This window comes from Bifidobacterium angulatum DSM 20098 = JCM 7096 (assembly GCF_001025155.1).
Lineage (GTDB): Bacteria > Actinomycetota > Actinomycetes > Actinomycetales > Bifidobacteriaceae > Bifidobacterium > Bifidobacterium angulatum.
Genome location: NZ_AP012322.1, coordinates 493474 through 511224 on the forward strand (window position 1 = coordinate 493474; position 17751 = coordinate 511224).

Annotated in this window: 17 protein-coding genes; 10 read left to right on the top strand and 7 right to left on the bottom strand. The window is 60.1% G+C overall.

Going from position 1 to position 17751, the window contains the following annotated elements:
* The 7 genes from BBAG_RS01980 (at position 1) to BBAG_RS02010 (ending at position 6503) form a co-directional block, all read left to right on the top strand.
* Positions 1 to 1011, top strand: a complete 1011-nt coding sequence (locus BBAG_RS01980; RefSeq protein WP_003825607.1) for a ketopantoate reductase family protein — start codon at positions 1 to 3, stop codon at positions 1009 to 1011.
* A gap of 50 nt (positions 1012 to 1061) precedes the next feature.
* Positions 1062 to 1937 (top strand): MetQ/NlpA family ABC transporter substrate-binding protein, encoded by an 876-nt coding sequence (locus tag BBAG_RS01985; protein WP_003825608.1) that lies wholly within the window; start codon positions 1062 to 1064, stop codon positions 1935 to 1937.
* A 134-nt stretch (positions 1938 to 2071) separates the two neighbouring features.
* Entirely contained in the window at positions 2072 to 3160 is a 1089-nt protein-coding gene (locus tag BBAG_RS01990) for a methionine ABC transporter ATP-binding protein (RefSeq protein ID WP_003825610.1), read from the top strand.
* A gap of 5 nt (positions 3161 to 3165) precedes the next feature.
* Positions 3166 to 3825, top strand: a complete 660-nt coding sequence (locus BBAG_RS01995; protein ID WP_033508614.1) for a methionine ABC transporter permease — start codon at positions 3166 to 3168, stop codon at positions 3823 to 3825.
* A gap of 83 nt (positions 3826 to 3908) precedes the next feature.
* Positions 3909 to 5084 carry a pyridoxal phosphate-dependent aminotransferase gene (locus BBAG_RS02000; protein ID WP_003825613.1) on the top strand — a complete coding sequence of 392 codons (1176 nt, stop codon included), beginning with the start codon at positions 3909 to 3911 and terminating at the stop codon, positions 5082 to 5084.
* Positions 5085 to 5271: 187 nt separating this feature from the next.
* Complete coding sequence (locus tag BBAG_RS02005; protein ID WP_231855881.1) at positions 5272 to 5463, top strand: PLP-dependent transferase; 192 nt, start codon at positions 5272 to 5274, stop codon at positions 5461 to 5463.
* Between the two features lie 152 nt (positions 5464 to 5615).
* A complete protein-coding gene (locus tag BBAG_RS02010) occupies positions 5616 to 6503 on the top strand; it encodes an SPFH domain-containing protein (RefSeq protein WP_033508542.1) in 888 nt (295 codons plus the stop codon).
* Positions 6504 to 7070: 567 nt separating this feature from the next.
* On the opposite strand, the gene BBAG_RS02015 is transcribed toward BBAG_RS02010, so the two are convergent.
* The 4 genes from BBAG_RS02015 to murI form a co-directional block, all read right to left on the bottom strand.
* The gene (locus BBAG_RS02015; RefSeq protein ID WP_033508618.1) at positions 7071 to 8303 is read right to left on the bottom strand and encodes a MalY/PatB family protein; all 1233 of its coding nucleotides are present in this window, start codon (positions 8301 to 8303) and stop codon (positions 7071 to 7073) included.
* Between the two features lie 228 nt (positions 8304 to 8531).
* Positions 8532 to 9464 (bottom strand): LysR family transcriptional regulator, encoded by a 933-nt coding sequence (locus BBAG_RS02020; RefSeq protein ID WP_003825622.1) that lies wholly within the window; start codon positions 9462 to 9464, stop codon positions 8532 to 8534.
* A 100-nt stretch (positions 9465 to 9564) separates the two neighbouring features.
* Positions 9565 to 10413: a patatin-like phospholipase family protein gene (locus tag BBAG_RS02025; RefSeq protein ID WP_033508544.1), complete on the bottom strand. Its 849-nt coding sequence runs from the start codon at positions 10411 to 10413 to the stop codon at positions 9565 to 9567.
* A gap of 169 nt (positions 10414 to 10582) precedes the next feature.
* Positions 10583 to 11362 (bottom strand): glutamate racemase, encoded by a 780-nt coding sequence (gene murI, locus BBAG_RS02030; RefSeq protein WP_003825626.1) that lies wholly within the window; start codon positions 11360 to 11362, stop codon positions 10583 to 10585.
* Between the two features lie 160 nt (positions 11363 to 11522).
* Between murI and dapF the strand changes: the two genes are divergently transcribed.
* Positions 11523 to 12413 carry a diaminopimelate epimerase gene (gene dapF, locus BBAG_RS02035; protein WP_033508546.1) on the top strand — a complete coding sequence of 297 codons (891 nt, stop codon included), beginning with the start codon at positions 11523 to 11525 and terminating at the stop codon, positions 12411 to 12413.
* A gap of 119 nt (positions 12414 to 12532) precedes the next feature.
* Here dapF and BBAG_RS02040 read toward each other — a convergent pair whose 3' ends face one another.
* On the bottom strand, positions 12533 to 13186 hold the full coding sequence (locus BBAG_RS02040; RefSeq protein ID WP_003825631.1) for a vitamin K epoxide reductase family protein: 654 nt from the start codon (positions 13184 to 13186) through the stop codon (positions 12533 to 12535).
* Positions 13187 to 13271: 85 nt separating this feature from the next.
* Here BBAG_RS02040 and BBAG_RS02045 point away from each other — a divergent pair, with 85 nt between their 5' ends.
* On the top strand, positions 13272 to 14153 hold the full coding sequence (locus BBAG_RS02045; protein WP_003825633.1) for a PHP domain-containing protein: 882 nt from the start codon (positions 13272 to 13274) through the stop codon (positions 14151 to 14153).
* A 133-nt stretch (positions 14154 to 14286) separates the two neighbouring features.
* Here the strand turns inward: BBAG_RS02045 and BBAG_RS02050 are convergent, their stop codons facing one another.
* Complete coding sequence (locus BBAG_RS02050; RefSeq protein WP_003825636.1) at positions 14287 to 14511, bottom strand: DUF3107 domain-containing protein; 225 nt, start codon at positions 14509 to 14511, stop codon at positions 14287 to 14289.
* Positions 14512 to 14580: 69 nt separating this feature from the next.
* Entirely contained in the window at positions 14581 to 16047 is a 1467-nt protein-coding gene (locus tag BBAG_RS02055) for a phosphotransferase (protein WP_003825637.1), read from the bottom strand.
* 133 nt (positions 16048 to 16180) lie between these two features.
* Here BBAG_RS02055 and BBAG_RS02060 point away from each other — a divergent pair, with 133 nt between their 5' ends.
* Entirely contained in the window at positions 16181 to 17698 is a 1518-nt protein-coding gene (locus BBAG_RS02060; RefSeq protein WP_033508620.1) for an ATP-dependent helicase, read from the top strand.
* The last annotated feature ends 53 nt before the right edge of the window (positions 17699 to 17751 follow it).

Genomic DNA, 17751 nt, shown 5'->3' on the forward strand with positions numbered 1-17751 from the left:
ATGAAGTATGCGGTGATTGGCGCTGGCGGCATGGGCATCCAGTACGGCGTGCTGTTGCAGGAATTCGCGCACAAGGACGTCGATTTCATCGACACCTGGAAGCCGAACGTCGAGAAGATCCGCGAACAGGGTGGTGCCTACGTGTCCCAGGACGGCGAAGACCGCCACCTGGTGCCGATCAACGTGTACTATCCGGAGGAATACACCGGCCAGCCGGATGTGTGGATCGTATTCTTGAAGCAGATGCAGCTCGACGGCGTGCTCAAGCGCTGCGCCCACCTGTTCAACGACAAGCAGGTCGTGTTCTCCGCCATGAACGGCTACGGGCATTTCGAAAAGCTCAACGAATACTTCGTCAAAGACCGCATCTACGGCGGCACCGCGCTGATCGGCGCCTACGTGTACGGGCCGGGCGACTTCAACTTCACCGGTGGCGCGCACGCCAAGGCCATGAACCTGTGCGCCTACGCCGACACCGTGACCGACACCGTGGCCGCAGCGGAACAGGAATTGTTCGAGGATTTCAAAGCCGCCACGCTGAACCCCACCATCGTGGACAACTTCATCGGCATGTGCATGGCGAAGATCGTGTTCAACTCCGTGCTCAACACGCTGTGCACCATGTACCAGATCCGATTCGGCGAATTCCATGCACACCCCGACGCGCGATGGCTCACCGAACAATTGGTGGACGAAGCCTACAGCGCGGCAGAGGCAGCCGGATACAAGCTGCTCGACACCCGTGAGACGGAAGTCGCAACCATTCTGCACACCGCCGGAGTCGCGCATCCGCTGCACTACCCGTCCATGTACCAGGATCTGACCAAAGGCCGCCCAACGGAAGTCGACTACATCAACGGCTATATCGCCAAGGTAGGCCGGGAACACGGCTACGTGTGCAAACTGCACGAATTCCTGACCCGCGAGGTTCACCTGGCGGAACACGCATTCGCCCTTCACCATCCCGACATCGTCGCCCAAGCCAGGGCCGACGCCGAAGCCAGCAAATAACGGACCGAGCAAAACTCCTGAATTTCTTACACGCACAGAGAGGGAACACCATGACCATCACCATTCTGAAGAACGCCAACGGCATCAAACGAGCCGTCGCCGCCGTGCTCGCCGCGGCAACGCTGATCTCCGTAGCCGCCTGCGGCTCCGGCAACAGCTCCGCATCGAACGAATCACTCAACGCCTCCAAAGGCAAGATCACCAAGATCACCGTCGGCGTATGCCCCGGCCCATACGGCGACATGGTCGACAAGGTCATCGGACCGCTGCTCAAGGACGACGGCTTCGAGCTGAAAACCAAACTGTTCAACGACTACGTGCAACCCGACAAGGCGCTCGCCTCCGGTTCCATCCAGGCCAACCTGATGCAACACATCAACTACCTGAACAAATTCACCAAAGACAACAACCTCGACCTGACATCGCTCGGCCAGGTGCCGACGCTGGGCCTGGGCATCTACTCCAACAAATTCAAGTCCATCAAGGACATCAAGGACGGCTCCACCGTGTCCATTGCGGCGGACGGCTCCAACCTCGCCCGATCCCTCGGCGTGCTCGAACAGCAGGGGCTGGTGACGCTCAAGGGCGATATCGACTCCACCAAGGCATCTGTCAACGACATCAAGGACAATCCGAAGAACCTCAAGATCAAGACGCTTGACGCGGCACAGCTCGCCCGTTCCGTCGACACCGTCGACGTGGCGCTCGTACCGGGCAACTTCGCGTGGGCCGCAGGACTCAAGCCATCCGAGGCACTCGCCATGGAGAAGCAGGACGAAGGCGTGATCAACGTGTTCGTGGTCAACACCAAGGACGCGAACTCCGACTTCGGCAAGGCCGTCAAGAAACTGCTCGTCAGCCAGGAATTCAAGGACGCCATCGCCAAGAGCGACTTCAAGGACTTCGGCAAGCCGACCACCTGGTGATGCACGGTTCAGCCAAGTTCCATGATTGATGCGGATTGGTGGGTTCCTTGTGCAATACGCTACACGGGAAGCCCACCGATCCGTCAATCGGCAATCGACTTCACATTCATCGAAACTCATCGAAACGAGGGATAATGAGCGTCATCGAACTGAACGATGTTTCGGTCACGTTCCACGAAGGCGGACGAACCGTCGAAGCGGTCAAACATGTGAGCCTCAGTGTGGACAAAGGCGAGATATTCGGCATCGTAGGATTCTCCGGAGCCGGAAAATCCACACTGGTACGCACCATCAACCTGCTGGAACGCCCGACCGAAGGCCAGGTGCTCATCGACGGCAACGACATCACCGGGCTTACAGGCGCACAGTTACGCGAACTGCGCAAGAACATCGGGTTCATCTTCCAAGGCTTCAACCTGATCACCAACGTCACTGTCGGCAAGAACATCGAATTCGCGCTCAAAGCCGGCGGCTATCCGAAAGCGCAGTGGAACGAGCGCATCCGTGAACTGCTTACGCTCGTTGGGCTGGAAAACAAGATCGACAGCTACCCGTCGAGCTTGTCGGGCGGGCAGAAGCAGCGCGTATCCATCGCACGCGCCCTGGCCAACAAGCCGGAAATCCTCCTGTGCGACGAGGCGACCAGCGCATTGGATCTCGAAACCACCGAAGGCATTCTGGCGTTGCTGCAGCGTATCAACCGCGAACTGGGCATCACCATCGTGTTCATCACCCACCAGCTGGATGTGGCCAAACAGATCTTCGACCGCGTGGCCGTCATGGAAAACGGCGTGGTCGTGGAACAGGGGAGTACCTTCGACGTGTTCAGCGCGCCGAAGCACCCGACCACCAAGGCGCTGGTGGAACGCTACCTTGGCATTCAGGTGCCGCCGCAGCTGGTGCCGTCGCTGCCGGCGGGCACCATCGTGGAGCTGCGATACAAGGGCGATGCCGCATTGGAACCGCTGATCAGCCAGGTGGCGCAGGATTACGGTGTGAGCATCGACGTGCTGCACGCCAACGTGGAATACTTCGGTTCGCAGGCAATCGGCATTCTGATCGTGCTGGTCGCGGGCGACGGCAAGTCGTTGACGCAGGCGCTCGGCCAGCTAAGAACGCACGTGTACAGCTATCGCGAACTCGACCGCGAACAGTTGGCGGCAGCCGCAGGGGCCACGGAAAGCGCCGGGAACGCTGAATCCGCTGAAGCTAGGGAGGCATGATCGATATGGAAGAGACCTTGCAGATTCTTCAAGAGAATCTCGGTCAGGCATTGCTGGACACGGCCTATATGGTCATCGTGTCGGCCGTGATCGGCGTGGTGCTGGGCACACTGGTGGCATTGCTGCTGTATTTGACCGAAAACCGTCTGTTCACACCCAATCATGCGCTGAACGTGATCGTCGGATTCATCGTCAACGCCATTCGCTCGTTGCCGTTCCTCATTCTCATGGTCGTGCTCATCCCAGTTGCCCAGTTCCTGCTCGGCGACCCCTACACGCCGACCGGCGGCGCGATCTCCCTATCGATTGCGGCAGTACCGTTCTTCGCACGTATTGCGGAAAGCGCATTCTCCGAAGTCGACCCGGGTCTGCTGGAAGCCGCCATCTCCACCGGCGCCACCACACGGCAGATCATTGTCGATGCGGTATTCCCCCAAGCGCTGCCGTCGTTCATCCGCGGCGTGGTACTCACCATCATCTCGCTGATCGGCTATTCCGCCATGGTCGGCACCATCGGGGCCGGCGGCATCGGCGACATGGCCATCCAATACGGCTACAACCGCTACGAAACCGGTGTGCTCGTGGCGATTGTGATCATCCTCATCGTCATCGTGCAGATCATCCAGTGGATCGGCGATGCCATCGCACGCAAAGTGACCCACTGACGGGCGGCACGACGGCGCCAGTCGCGTGAAGTGCAGCCAAGTGATAGTGCCAATACAGCAGGTTGAGTAAGGCAGGTTTGTGTATGACTTCGAATGTTTCCCCGGTCCCGTTCACCACGGTCGCCCAGTCCATTCCGCCGAACGTGTTCGCGGACATGGATCGCAAAGTGGCCGCGGCCGTGGCGGGCGGTGCGGATGTGATCGACTTGGCGAAAGGCAACCCGGATGCGTTCCCCGCGGATTTTATTCGTGAAGTCGCCAAAAAGGGCGTGGACGACCCGGCGAACGCCAGGTATTCGCCGTTCGATGGCAAGCCGAGCTTCCTCAAGGCGGCGCAGGCGTGGTATCGCAATACGTATGATGTCGACCTTGATTGGAAGACGCAGCTGTTCGCCGTGGAAGGCGCGGTCGATGGCTTGGCCGCACTATTCGCGGTGCTCGTATCGCCTGGAGACGCCGTGGCCTACGCCGACCCCTACTACCCGTCATACCATTGCATGACGGTAATGGGCAGAGCTGAGGAAATACTGTTGCCGTCACTGCCGGAACGCGGGTTCCTGCCTGACTTGGATGCGGTTCCTGCGGATACCTGGGATCGCGTGAAGGTGCTGATCCTGAACTATCCGAACAATCCGACCGGAGCGCAGGCGCCGCGAGGGTTTCTGGAACGTGCCATCGAACTTGCTCGCGAACACCGGTTCGCCATCGTGCAGGACTTCGCCTATGCGGGGCTTGGCGTACGTGAACAGCAGATCAGCATTCTGTCGCTGCCCGGTGCGTTCGACGTGGCCGTGGAAGTGTGCTCACTATCGAAAATGTATGCGATGGCCGGCTGGCGTGCCGGTTTCATTGCGGGAAACAGCGACATCGTGAGCCATGTGAAGCAATACCACTACCAGATGGGTTCCATGATCACCGGCAGTGTGCAGGACGCCGGAGCGGCCGCATTGGAATCCGACCAGAGTTGTGTGCATGAGTTGGCGGAACGTTATGCATTGCGCCGAAAGATTGTGGCAGGTGGGCTGCGCGAGCTCGGGCTCGACGTATTCGATTCGGACGGCGGCATCTACGCATGGGTGCATGCGCCGGAAGGATTGAACGGTGAGCAGTTCGCCGACCTGCTGCTGGAACGCGCCGCTGTCGCCGCCTTGCCAGGCACATGCTTCGGCACAGTGGGCGTGGACTACGTGAGGTTCAGCCTGCTGAAATCGGAGGATCTGCTGCGCGAGGCCGTGCGCCGGGTGGGGCGCGTGCTGTAAGGCCGTTTTGCTTTTTGAAATGCCGTTTCCACAAGGGGAATAACATATGACTTTCCCTGCGGGAACGGCATTGTTATTGGTCGAGAAAATCGTTGATTTTCTGCGTTTTTTCGGCTCGATAACTCCTCATAAATAAGCCCTATGACGATTCGTGCGCTGTATAGGCAACGGTGATAGGGACGAGCGCGTGACGAACAGCGGAGACTCGCGCTCGCTGATCGTAGACCCGACGCATGTGACGCATCGTGAGGTGCCGCAGCGGTATTACGAGGCGGCCGGCGTAGGCGATAATCTGATCCGTCTGTCGATCGGTTTGGAGAACGTCGACGATCTGATAGCCGACCTCGACCAAGCCATCGCCGGAGCGTATGCCGCCTGACCGATACGCCCGACCCGATACGTCTGTCCAGCTCGCGGACAGGCATTGCCCAGCTCCTGGCCATGCGAATCGGGCCCATGTTCCGCTCTGATACGCTGAAAAGGTGCGTTGCAACGGATGCAGCGCACCTTTGCAAAGGAAAGGGAGAGGACATGGGCTTTCTGCTCACACTTCTTGTCATTGTCATTATTATCGCCGCGCTGTTTCTGTCCACGTTGTTCATCGTGCCGCAGCAGCAGGCCTACATCATCGAACGATTCGGCAAATTCCACACCGTTCAGTTCGCAGGCATCCATATTCGTATCCCGTTCGTCGACCGTATCGCTATGAAGACGAACATGCGTGTGAACCAGCTTAACGTGCAGTTGGAAACCAAGACGCTCGACAATGTGTTCGTCACCGTCGTGGCTTCCACACAGTTCCGTGTGGATCCCAGCAATGTGGCCACCGCCTACTATGAGCTGCGCGATCCAGCCGGCCAGCTGCGCTCCTACATGGAGGATGCGCTGCGTTCCGCCATTCCGGCGCTGACGCTTGACGACGCGTTCTCCCGTAAGGACGATGTCGCCTTCGATGTGCAGAAGACCGTGGGCAATGAGATGTCTCGTTTCGGTTTCACCGTGGTCAAGACGCTGATCACCGCCATCGACCCGAGCCCGCAGGTCAAAAGCGCCATGGATTCCATCAATGCGGCCCAGCGTGAGAAGGAGGCCACCCGTCAGCGCGCCGAGGCGCAGCGTATCCAGATCGAGACGCAGGCCGCCGCCGAGGCTGAAAAGACCCGTTTGCAGGGTGAAGGCCAGGCCAACTACCGCCGTGAGATCGCCAACGGCATCGTCGATCAGATCAAGAGCCTGCAGGCCGTGGGCATGAACGTGAGCGATGTGAACAACGTGGTGCTGTTCAACCAGTATCTCGACACCATGCGTAATCTCGCCTCCTCGCAGAACACGAAGACGGTTGTGCTGCCGGCCTCCACGCCGGGAGGTTTCAATGAGATGCGCGATCAGGTCATCGCCGCCATGGAGGCGGGCAAGTAAGGCCGGTCAGCTGTAGGCGTGTTCGGGTTTGCGTGGTTGTGGGCCTGAAATGCTATTGGGGCGGTTCAGTTCAAAGCTGAACCGCCCCTTCTGTGTAATGAGCTATATGGCGACTGGGGAGGGGAAGGGGCATGGGCCGTGCCCGACGAAAATTGCAGCCTGAGCATAATGAGGCTTCCACAGGATTCCCGATGCCTGGTGCCTTGATGCTTGATGGCTTGGCGTCAGAAGTAATAGCATGTGGGCAGGGCATGTGTCGAGCGTTTGCATGTATATTCCTGATGCTGTTGTGGGCATGGGGGATTCCGTAGGTGGTTTTTGCATTCCGTAGGAGGGTATGGCGGGATAACGGTTTTGGGAAATGGCTTGACTGAGGCCATTTCCCGGTGGCGGTTCCGCGGGCAACCACCTACGGAACCGCAAAACCACCTACGGAATGCAGTATTGATGGCAATAATCCATATTCCTGCGGAGAAATCAAGCCTCTCCCCAAAAAATACCGAAAGGCGTTGCCGGAGTGAAGGTTGTGGAAGTCCTGCAATCCTCGCTCCGACAGCACGCTGTTTGTTACAACAGCCCATCCTCGTGCAATGCCACATACATGCGGTCGAAGCAATTGCGCAGCAGCGGTCGCGGCATGGCGAAGTTCATGCGTACGCACCCCTGACCAATCGTGCCGCATTCCTTGCCGTCGGTAAGCGCCACCTTGGCCCTGTCGAGGAAATACGCCGCCGGGTCGGTAATGCCGAGCGGCTTGAAATCGAGCCATGCGATGTACGTGCCCTGTGGTTTCACATAGCCGACCTTGTTGAATCGTCCGTGCATTTCCTCATCGACCAACGTGAAGTTGCGCTTCACATACTGCAACGCATCCTGAAACCAGGGGTCTCCCTCGTTGTAGGCGGTGGTGGTGGCGATGGCGCCGATGGTCGCGGTCTGGTGTTCGCTCCATTCGGCGCGATCCATCCACATGGTCAGGTCGTCCGGATTGGTGAGCAGCACCTGCGCGCATTTCGTGCCGGGAATGTTGAAGGATTTGGAGGCACTGGTCGCGGTCATGGACTGCATGGCGGCCTGTTCGCTGATGGTGGCGAAGGGGATGTGCGTGTAGCCGTCGAATACGAATGGCGCATGGATCTCATCGGAGAAGATGCGCGCATCGTATGCGGCGGCAAGGTCGGAGATTCGCTGTTCCTCGTCAAGCGTAAGCACCTTGCCGATCGGGTTGTGCGGGTTGCACAGCACGAACGCCTTGCATCCGTTGCGGAACGCCTGCTCGATGGCATCGAAGTCGAAGGCCCATGCGTCGCCGTCCTGCAGCATGTCGATTTCTATCACGTCGATGTTGTATAGGCGCGGCACGCTCAGGAACGGCATGTAGGCCGGCGTCGGCACGATCACCGAATTGCCTGCGCCGACGATTTCACGCAGGAAGATCTCATACGCTTCGAGCACGTCGGGAACCGGTCGGATGATGTCCGGGCTTACATTCCAGCCGTAATGGTCTTTCTGCCACTTGGCGCAGGCTTCGGCCACACGGCGTTTCCATGGGTCGGGGATGTAGCCGAGCTTGCAATGGTCGCAGGCGTTGTCGATGGCCTGCTGGATGCAGGGCGCCAGGCCGTAGTCCATTTCGGCGATGAACGCGCCGATGCAACCGGGGTAGCGGGTCCACTTGTCGCCGCCGATGGCCGCCAGGTCCGCGGCGGAAGTGCGGTCGATGGCTTCCGCGTCGAAACCTGATGTGTTCGCCTGCTCATGGCAGTGGGTTGCGGTGGCGGCCGGATCTGTTGAAGTCATGCTGATATCGCTCATACCTTCAGCATGCGTGATGCGCGGCGTGGAAGCGAGGGTGTTCCTCCGCCGGATTGTTTGGCTGCTATGAACTTTGCTTATATCACAGGGTGTTTTTACGCAAGAGGATGCCAGGGCTCGTCATAAAACTTTGAGCCGACTGCTGTGAACCGACTGCTGTGAACTGACTGTTTTGAATCGACTGCTGTGAACCGACTGCTGTGAATCGACCGGTTAACATACCGGTTCGAGATACTGCCTGGATGCTTTGCCGATTTCCCGCCGCACCTGTGCGATGGCGGGGCGGTCGTCGCCGTTCCGGGCAACGAAGCAGACCTGGCGGAATGCGTTGGCGTCTCTGATCGGGCATGCGGCAAGATCGCCCCGCAACCCCGCCATGGTCGCCAAACGCGGCACGATGGATACGCCCATACCGACCTCGACCAGATTCTGCGTGGCCCAGTAGTCATCGGTCGAATGCGTGATATTCGGCGAGAATCCCGCCGCTTTCGCCAAGGAGACGAGATTGGCTTGGCAGGTTTCGCAGCCGGCGATCCATGACTCGTCGCAAGCTTCGCTCAGATTCACCGGCTCCTGGGTACGCCGGTATGTTGCGGCGATGCTGCTGGAAGCGCCGACCAGCAGCATCAGGGGGTCGATGCCGAAGCATTCGGTGTTAAGGTCGGTGGAATCGTCCATGCCGGGCAGCGAATTGTATCGGAATGTGATTGCGCAATCCGCAAGGCCCTGATGCAATGCCTTGACCGCCTCCGGCGGTTCCATCTGCATAAGGCTGACGCGGATGTCGGTCGATTTGCTGATATGCACCAGTACGCGTGCCACGAACGACGAGCACACCGATGGGGGAGCGACGAGCCGGATATGCGTGGAGCCGTTGCGCCGGTATTCCTCAAGATCTTTGCCTGCCTGAGCAAGACGGTTTTCGATGAGCTGGCCATGACGGGCGAGGATTCTGCCCGCCGGCGTCAGCTCCACGCCATGCGAGGTGCGGTCTACAAGGCTTACGCCGAGTTCGGTCTCGCATTTTCTGATCTGCTGGCTGATGGCGGGCTGCGACCAACCCATGTCGCGGGCGGCGGCCGAGAACGAGCCAAGCTGTTCGATGGTCCACAAGGTCACTAGGGTCTGTGGATTCAGCCGTTGCATTGGTCTGTCCTTTCGTGTGCTGTTCGCCCGTTGGCAGGCATTGCCTACGTCATCGCCGTCCGCCGTTGCCCGCAGCGGCGTTCCTGTTGCCGCCGGGCTTTCAGCTGTTGAGAAATGCCGGAATGGCCTCGGCCGCCGCATATCCGGCTCGGTACATGCGTTCCAGGCCCTCATAGGATTTGCTCAGGGTGTTCAGGCCGTATAGGCTTTCCGGCGCGAGAATCAGCACGCGTCCGTCCTGCTCGACCTCTTTGGCCAGCGCCACCTCGTCGTTGTAGGTCTGGCATCGGTTCAGTAGGCGTTCCGCCGCCTCCGGGTGCGTGCGCTTGAGAATGGTCGCCGGGCCGATGTCCTTTTTCTGTTCGCGCAGCACGTCCTTCAATCGCGTCAGAATCACCACCACGCGGTCGTAGCCGTCATCCAATGCTTTTTGCACCGGAATCGGGTCCGCAATGCCGCCGTCGTAATACGGCACGCCATCGATTACATACGGTTCGCAAGCCAACGGCACCGCCGACGAGGCTTTCATGATGTCGAAATTGTCGTAGCTGACATCCGATTTGTCGAAATACTTGGTCGACCCGTCCTCGGCGTTGCAGGCGACTACGGTGAAGCCGGTGGGATTGGCCGCGAACGCCTCATAATCGACGGGATATTCGCCGTCATGGTTGCTCAGCGTGCTGTACATGTAATCCAGATTGGCATAATTGTGGTTTTTGATGTAGCTGTCGAGGCTCGCGTATTCCTTGCGGAAGGCGTATTCGGTGTAGAACTTGTGGGTGCGGCCATGCTGCTTGGAGATATAGGAGACCATATTCGCGCTGCCTGCGGAAACCCCATAGCAATGGTCGACCATAATGCCGTCCTCCAGCATGCGGTCCATTACCCCCGCGCCGAAAATCGCGCGGAAGCCGCCGCCAACGTCGATCATCGCTGTTCTATGTGCCATAGGACTGCCCCTTTCCTGTTTGCCTATTCAGGGTCTTATGAGGTATTGGCCATGCGCTAGTCGGTGCGATGGCCGTGTTGCTGAGCCAAGCTTATGCCGTTTCGGCGGACATTTCCGGAAGGCTGTTCGGCCATCGGCGCAAAATGCTGGCGGCGGACGGGGTCGGCGATCAATTGCGGTGCAGCAGGTACGAGGCCAGTTCGGCGGTGCGTGGGGACGTGTCGGAATTGGCGATCGTAACGCCGCCCTCCGCCCCCTCCGGAGCGAGTTTGCCCAATGATTCCAGCACCACATGCAAATGCCTCACCGTGCCTTCGTTGCCGTCGATGATCGCGGCGGTGTCGGGCAGCAGTTCGCGGAAATAATCGCGGTAGAACACGAAATGCGTGCATCCAAGCACTACGGAGTCGATGGTCGGCAGATCGTAGTTGCCGAAATAATGGTGCAGGGTGCGCATTACGGTGTCATGGTCGTCCAGCTGGCCATGCTCGACGATGTTCACCAAGCCGGGGCAGGGTTCGGGGAAAATCGTGTGGTCCGCCTTGAACCGGTCCATCAGCTTGGCGAATTTGCGCTCGCGCAGGGTGAGCGGCGTGGCGGCGACGATAACGCGCTGGCGGTGCCCGTGGCCGCGGTCGCAGGCGACTTTGAGCGCCGGTTCCATGCCGATGATCGGGATGTCGTAGGTGTCGCGCAGTGCGTCGGCTGCTGCCGATGTGGCGGTGTTGCAGGCGATGACCACGGCCTTCACACCTTGTTTTACGAATTGTTCCACGATGGCGAAGCTGAGATCGCGCACCTGCTGCGGGGTTTTGGTCCCATATGGCGCATTCGCGGAATCACCGAAATACAGCACCTTTTCGTCCGGCATATCGTGTGCGATTTGCCGGGCCACCGAAATGCCGCCGAGGCCGGAATCGAATACGCCGATCGGTGCCGTTGAGCTCATATGCGTTCCTTCCCGTTCATCGAGCCTGGATTATCAGACTCTTTCTAGAGTACTCGCCGCAATGTGCGGGAATCGTCCCATTGCGCCACTGTAGGCGTTCCTGGCGTGCGGTGCCGGTCGGTATGCGGTGTTGAGCATGGCGACGGGTAGGGTGGGGCGCATGGGTATTCCGCAGCAAGTCACCAAAACGCATGCCACCGGCAACGATTTCGTCGTATATGCCGATCCCGAAGGCAGGTTCGAGCCGACTGCCGACGAGGTACGGCACCTTGACGATCGCCATTTCGGCATTGGCGGAGATGGCGTGATCCGTCTCGCACATCCCGAGGACGTGTCCGATCTGACGGCCGAGCAGATCGCCGAATGCCGTGAGGACGGTGCCGAATGGTTCATGGACTATCGCAATGCCGACGGTTCCCTGGCCCAGATGTGCGGCAACGGCACCCGCGCGATCACGCTGTTCGCCTATGACCGCGGCTACGCCAAGGGCGATGCCTTCCATTTGGGCACCCGCGCCGGCGTGAAGGTGCTCACGTCGCTCGGCAGCGTCGAAGGGCTTGGCCGAAACGTGTTCCGCGTGGACATGGGCGCATGGAAGCGCGGCGAGGTGGATGCCTTCGAAGTGACGATTCCGGGGACCGCAGGGTCTGCGCGCGGTACATACGTGGATATGGGCAATCCTCATGTCGTTGCAGTGATCGAAGACGGCAAGGCCACATTGCCTGCGGTGGAGGATCTCGACCTGGTGACCAAGCCGGTGGTCAGCCCGGTGCTGGAATCCGACCAGAATGTGGAATTCGTGCGTATCGATACGCGGGACGCCGACCATAACCTCGGCACGGCGACCATGCGCGTGAACGAACGCGGCTGTGGTGAGACTTTGTCGTGCGGTACCGGATTGTGCGCCACCGCCGTCACGCTTCGCGCCAAGACCGGCATCGACCATTGGACGATTGCCGTGCGTGGCGGTGTGCTGCGCATCGACGTGAGCGACACGGATGTGAAACTTACCGGAGACGCGACGCTGGTGGGCGACATCACGCTGTTGTGATTGAGCGGGCGACGGTGTCGCCTACGACATCAATGAGGGCCGCGCACCGAACAATCGATGCGCGGCCCTTCATTGATGCCTCCGCCGCGATGGCGAATATGGGAGACGGGATGACGGTTCTAGCGGAATATCATCGGTCCATCCTTGACCATGATGATCGCAACCAAAGCCAGAATCCACACCACGTCGACCATCAGATCGTAATTAAGCCGGTAATACGTGTCGAGACCGCGAACTGCGCCGTTCTTGCGTGCGGGCAATTCCTGGACCACGGCCGTCGCGTGCGAAAGCGCCATGAACTGGATGGTCGTGGAGAACATCAGCGCCAGGCACCAAGGGCACAGCGCCTGGATCACGAACAGCGACTGCGAGGTCAGCCAGTACGAATACGCGAGCGCGGCGAGCCCTCCCAGCCAGGTGCAGGTGGCGAACCAGCGTGGCACGGTGACGCGTGCCAATCCTATGACGGCGATGGTGACGAATACCGATTCCGCGGCGATGCCGAAGAATGCGTTCGGGTAGCTCAGTCCGCCGAATTTCACGATTTCGGCCTGCCATGATTGGGCGACCGAGGAGCAGGACAATACCGCGTTGACGTCGCAGCCCAGTTGCTGGCCGGGGTTCCGCGCCAGTTTCAGCGTGTCTGCGCTCAATATGAACGATACGACCAATGCCGCGGCGGATGCCGCCAGCATCACCAGGTATGTCCAGGTGGCGCTGTGTCTCCAGCCGTGTGGCTTGAGATCGGTGTTTTCCGTTGCTTCGTCGCTCATGGATGCTGTTCCTTCCTCATTGAACCGGCTGCGGATGTTCCCTCATGCTGCGCAACGAGCTTAACAGTGGGTTACGATAGGGGTCATGACACGCTATGAGATTCCCGATGAGCCGCCTGAAACGGGGTGGGATATCCACTGCCATACCGTGTTTTCCGATGGGACGGAAACCCCGCAGGGCATGGTTTCGCTGGCATTGCGCAATGGGCTGGATGGCATTGCGATCACCGATCATGACACCAGTGCGGGTTGGGACGATGCCGCGGATGCTGCCGCCCGCGAAGGAATCGCACTGTTGCGGGGAACGGAGATCACGGCCGTATGCGGTTCGGTGAGCGTGCATATGCTTGGCTTGCAATATGATCCGGCGAACAAGCGGATCGCGGATATGTTTTCGACTACGAGACGTAAGCGTTTGCTGCGCACGCGGCATATGGTCGAACGCATGGCACAGGATTTTCCGATTACATGGCAGAAGGTCGAGCAGCAGGTCAAGGAGGGGAGCCGCACCACGGTGGGCAGGCCTCATATCGCGGACGCGCTGGTTGCGGCCGGCGTGTACCGGACGCGAAGCGAGGCGTTCGCCGGGGCGGTGAGTGCGCAATCGAAGTATTACATTCCCACGCCGTCGCCAACGGCACGGGAGGTGGTGGAGACCGTCAAACAGGCTGGCGGCGTGATCGTCATCGCGCATCCTGGCGATAGGCGTCGCAACGACACGTTACTGTCCGACGCGCAGATCGGCATGCTGGTCGATGCCGGATTGGATGGTCTCGAGGTGTGGCATCGCGGCAATCTTCCCGATCAGCGTCGCCGTTTGCTTGATCTTGCACGCAAGTATGGGCTGCTGGTGACCGGCGGGTCCGATTGGCATGGCGCAGGAAAGCTGAACGCGTTGGGGGAGAATCTGACCGATGCGGCCACGGTGGAACGGATCGTGGAACGAGGGGTGCTTGCACTCGTCTGAACGTCGGCTGGTGAGCCGGCTGTCTGGCCGGAGCTCTGCTGATATGCGTTGAGGGCGCCTTCCTGCTTACTGGCGGAAGGCGCCCTCAACGCATATGGTGCGCACATTGCCTGTGCGCTGGCGGTACAACCGATCAGAGTGCCCCGAAGCCGACGGCATGCTTGGTTTCGGAACCGACGATCGCATAGCCAAGGGCACCGGCGGGGACGATGATCCTGCGTCCCTTGTCGTCGTTCAGCACGATCGGCTTGTTCTCGGCTACTGCGGCGCTGATGGTGGCGTTGACGGCCTCTGCGGATTCCTCGGTGCTGAAGGTGACGGCGCGTGCCACGTTCTGAATGCCCAGTTCGATATCCATTGAAATGCTCCTTGGTTGGTTCGTATATGGCTATATTCTGCTCTGGTGTGGCGAAAACCACAGTGCTGATTACGCTTGCGGCGTGATATTCCGTTCGTTCGTCACATCCGACGCATCCAATCCGGTCTGCGCGTCATGCAGGGCGCGTTCCTCCCGCTCCAGCAGGGGGATCACCTCCGTTGCCGGCGCGTTGAGATCCGGAATGGAGAAACGTTGCGGCTGCTCGTTGTTCAGCGTGTTGCCGTTCGCCTGGTTCGCCACGATGTGGTGCTCGTTCGTGTCGTCGCTTACCACGCCTTCCCCGGGCGATACATGGGTGTTGCCGGTTGCGTCGTCCATCTGGCCGAGCGCGATGGTGGCCGAGGAGATGGGAGGAATGTCGGGCATCGGCGCGGATGCGAAATGCCCGCTTGCCGTGCTGTCGGAAGATGCGCCGGAATGAGTGGAGATGTTCGCGGAACCGGTGTTGTCCGGGTCGAGCGTGCTGTCGTCCGCATCGGCGAACCCGCTGCCCGAACGCATGCCGTTCTCATCGCCCTGAAGCAGCGTTCCGACCGTGATCGTGGAGGGGTGCTTGCCGGCGGACGGTTGTACCGTAGCGCCGTGGGATGCCTGAGTACCTCTTACACTCACGCCGAGCTGATGCGCGAGACGGTCCACCTGTGCCTTGAACTGGATGATCCGATCGTTGTCGGCATTGTTCAACGCACGGATGAAATCGCCTACCTGCTCCATCTGCACCCACAGGTTGGCGCGCAGCATGATCAGATCGTCAAGACGGTTGCCCATCATGCGCCCATACGCGGTAAGCACCGCGTTGCGACGTTCCTCATCAAGCTTTGAGAAGATCCAGGCCAGATCGCGTGCCGGGTCGTTGACCTGCATGTTCTGCCAATTGTTCACGGCGGTGATGGTGGATCCGCTGAAACGCACATCGCCGTCATCGAACCCGCCATGCACCATGCATGTCGAGAACGACCACAGCCCCTCCGTATCCATGATGCGCGCCCAGCTTGTGGTGATCTCGCTCGGCACATGGCCGGCATTGCGCAGCCGCCTGATCCAAGCGGTCAACTGAGCCCTGATCTGCCCTGTGACGAACACCGGGTAGCCCGCCTCCTGCATGAAATCCGTGCGCAGACGGTGGATTGCGCCGATGGCGGTTCCCATGGCGGAGCATTGCGTTGACGAAAGCACGTCAAGGGGCACTTCGGCACCATCCTGATGCATCATCACCATTACCGCGGTGTCTCCGGTCGGTCCCTTGGCATCGGTGCCGGGCACGAAGGTGAGCACGCGACCCAGCGAAAAGCCGAGTCCGCCCGATTCCCTTACCTCGCAGAGCGCACGCGACGCCTGTACGCGCGAAGCCAACAGTTGTCGTCCTTGATCGCTGTTGGTGGCGTACACGTCGTATACGGTGCCCGACGCGTCGCGCACCTGTGCTTGGTCGATGCCGTGCGCATGCGTGGTACCGGCGAATACGCCGGCCACGACGATGGAGGGCATGGCAGCCGAGGTCAGCGCCGCCATCATGAGTTCGTTTCGTTCAGTCACGCTTCCACACTAATACATGTGCGGCCCAGAGCGGCCAGACACGACCGAGGGTGGGCATCATGGCGCTGATTTCGCCGTCATGCCGCCGTATGTGGGCAGGCCGCTTGCCACAATGGGGTGCATGGACGAGCTGCTTGAAGGTTTGGATGATGCGCAGCTGGCTGCGGCGACGGCGCTGGAAGGCCCTGTACGTATTATCGCTGGCGCTGGCGCGGGCAAGACCCGTACGGTGACCCGGCGTATCGCCCATGCGTGCGCAAGCGGCCAATGGGATGCGTCGCGTGTGCTTGCGGTGACGTTCTCCGTCAAGGCGGCCGCTGAAATGCGGGTGCGTCTCGAATCCTTGGGCGTGGGTGGCCAGGTGACTGCGGCGACCTTCCACTCGGCGGCATTGCGGCAGCTTCGCCGTGTGTGGGCCGACGTGTGCGAGGCGCCGTTTCCACGATTGATTGAGGATGCGCGTGATATCACCATGCGCGCCATGCGCAGGGTGGGTCTTGCCGACAGGTTGGACGATATGACGGTTCGCGCGGTGCGCGACGAGATCAACTGGGCGAAGGTGTCGCTGGTGGCCCCAAGCGAGGTGGAACGTGTGGCGGCCGCCGTCGAACGCTGTATGCCGGCGGGGATCGACGCCTCGCATTTCGCCGATATCTACGACGCCTACGAGCTGGAGAAAACCGCGCGCGGCGAGATGGATTTCGATGACATTCTGCTCATGATGTGCCATGTGCTTGAGGAATTCGACGAGCCCGCCGCTCGGATCCGCCATGCCATCGGATGGCTTACCGTGGACGAATACCAGGACGTATCCCCGTTGCAGCACAGGCTGATGCGCTTGTGGCTGGGCGATAACCGCAATGTGTGTGTGGTGGGTGACCCGGCACAGACCATCTACTCGTTCGCCGGCGCATCCAGCTATGATCTGCTGGGTTTCGCCGACGAGTTCAAACCCCTGGCCGCCGATATCCGCTTGGACACGGATTATCGTTCCACGCCGCAGGTAGTGAACTATGCCAATCGCGTATTGGCGGCGTCCCCGGTGCGGCACGACTATCTGAAATTGCGCTCCGCTCGGGCCAACGGCAGCAGGGTGTCTCGCAATATCTACGAGACGGATCTGCTGGAGGCACAGGGGGTTGCCGCCCGTATCGCGAAATTGGTGGCGAACGGGGCGAACCCTTCGGATTGTGCGATTCTGACGCGAATCAACGCCCAACAGGCCGCCTGCTGCAGCGCATTGCGCACCGAACGGCTGGGGTATCGCGTCCGGCGTGATTCCGGCTGGGCATCGTCATCGCCGGTCGCGGATCTCGAGACGGCAGGGAAACTGGCGTTGGTCGAGACGATGCATGAACAGGATGACGCTGCGGTGCGTAAGCTCGGCCGTGTCACCGTATCCACGATCCACGCCGCAAAAGGCCTCGAATTCAAGCATGTGTTCGTGGTCGGCTGTTCGGAGGGGTTGCTGCCATACGGTTCCGCCCGCAACGGCGACGACTTGGAGGAGGAGCGGCGTCTGATGTATGTGGCCATCACACGAGCCGAAGATACGCTTCATATGTCGTATGCCCGTTCCAAAGACGGTATGGGCTCCCAGCAGCGTGTGCTGAGCCGTTTCCTCAGCTGACGGGGTAGCCGGGTGGCTCCGGCGGCGCATACCCATGCCACGCATAAGCGTTG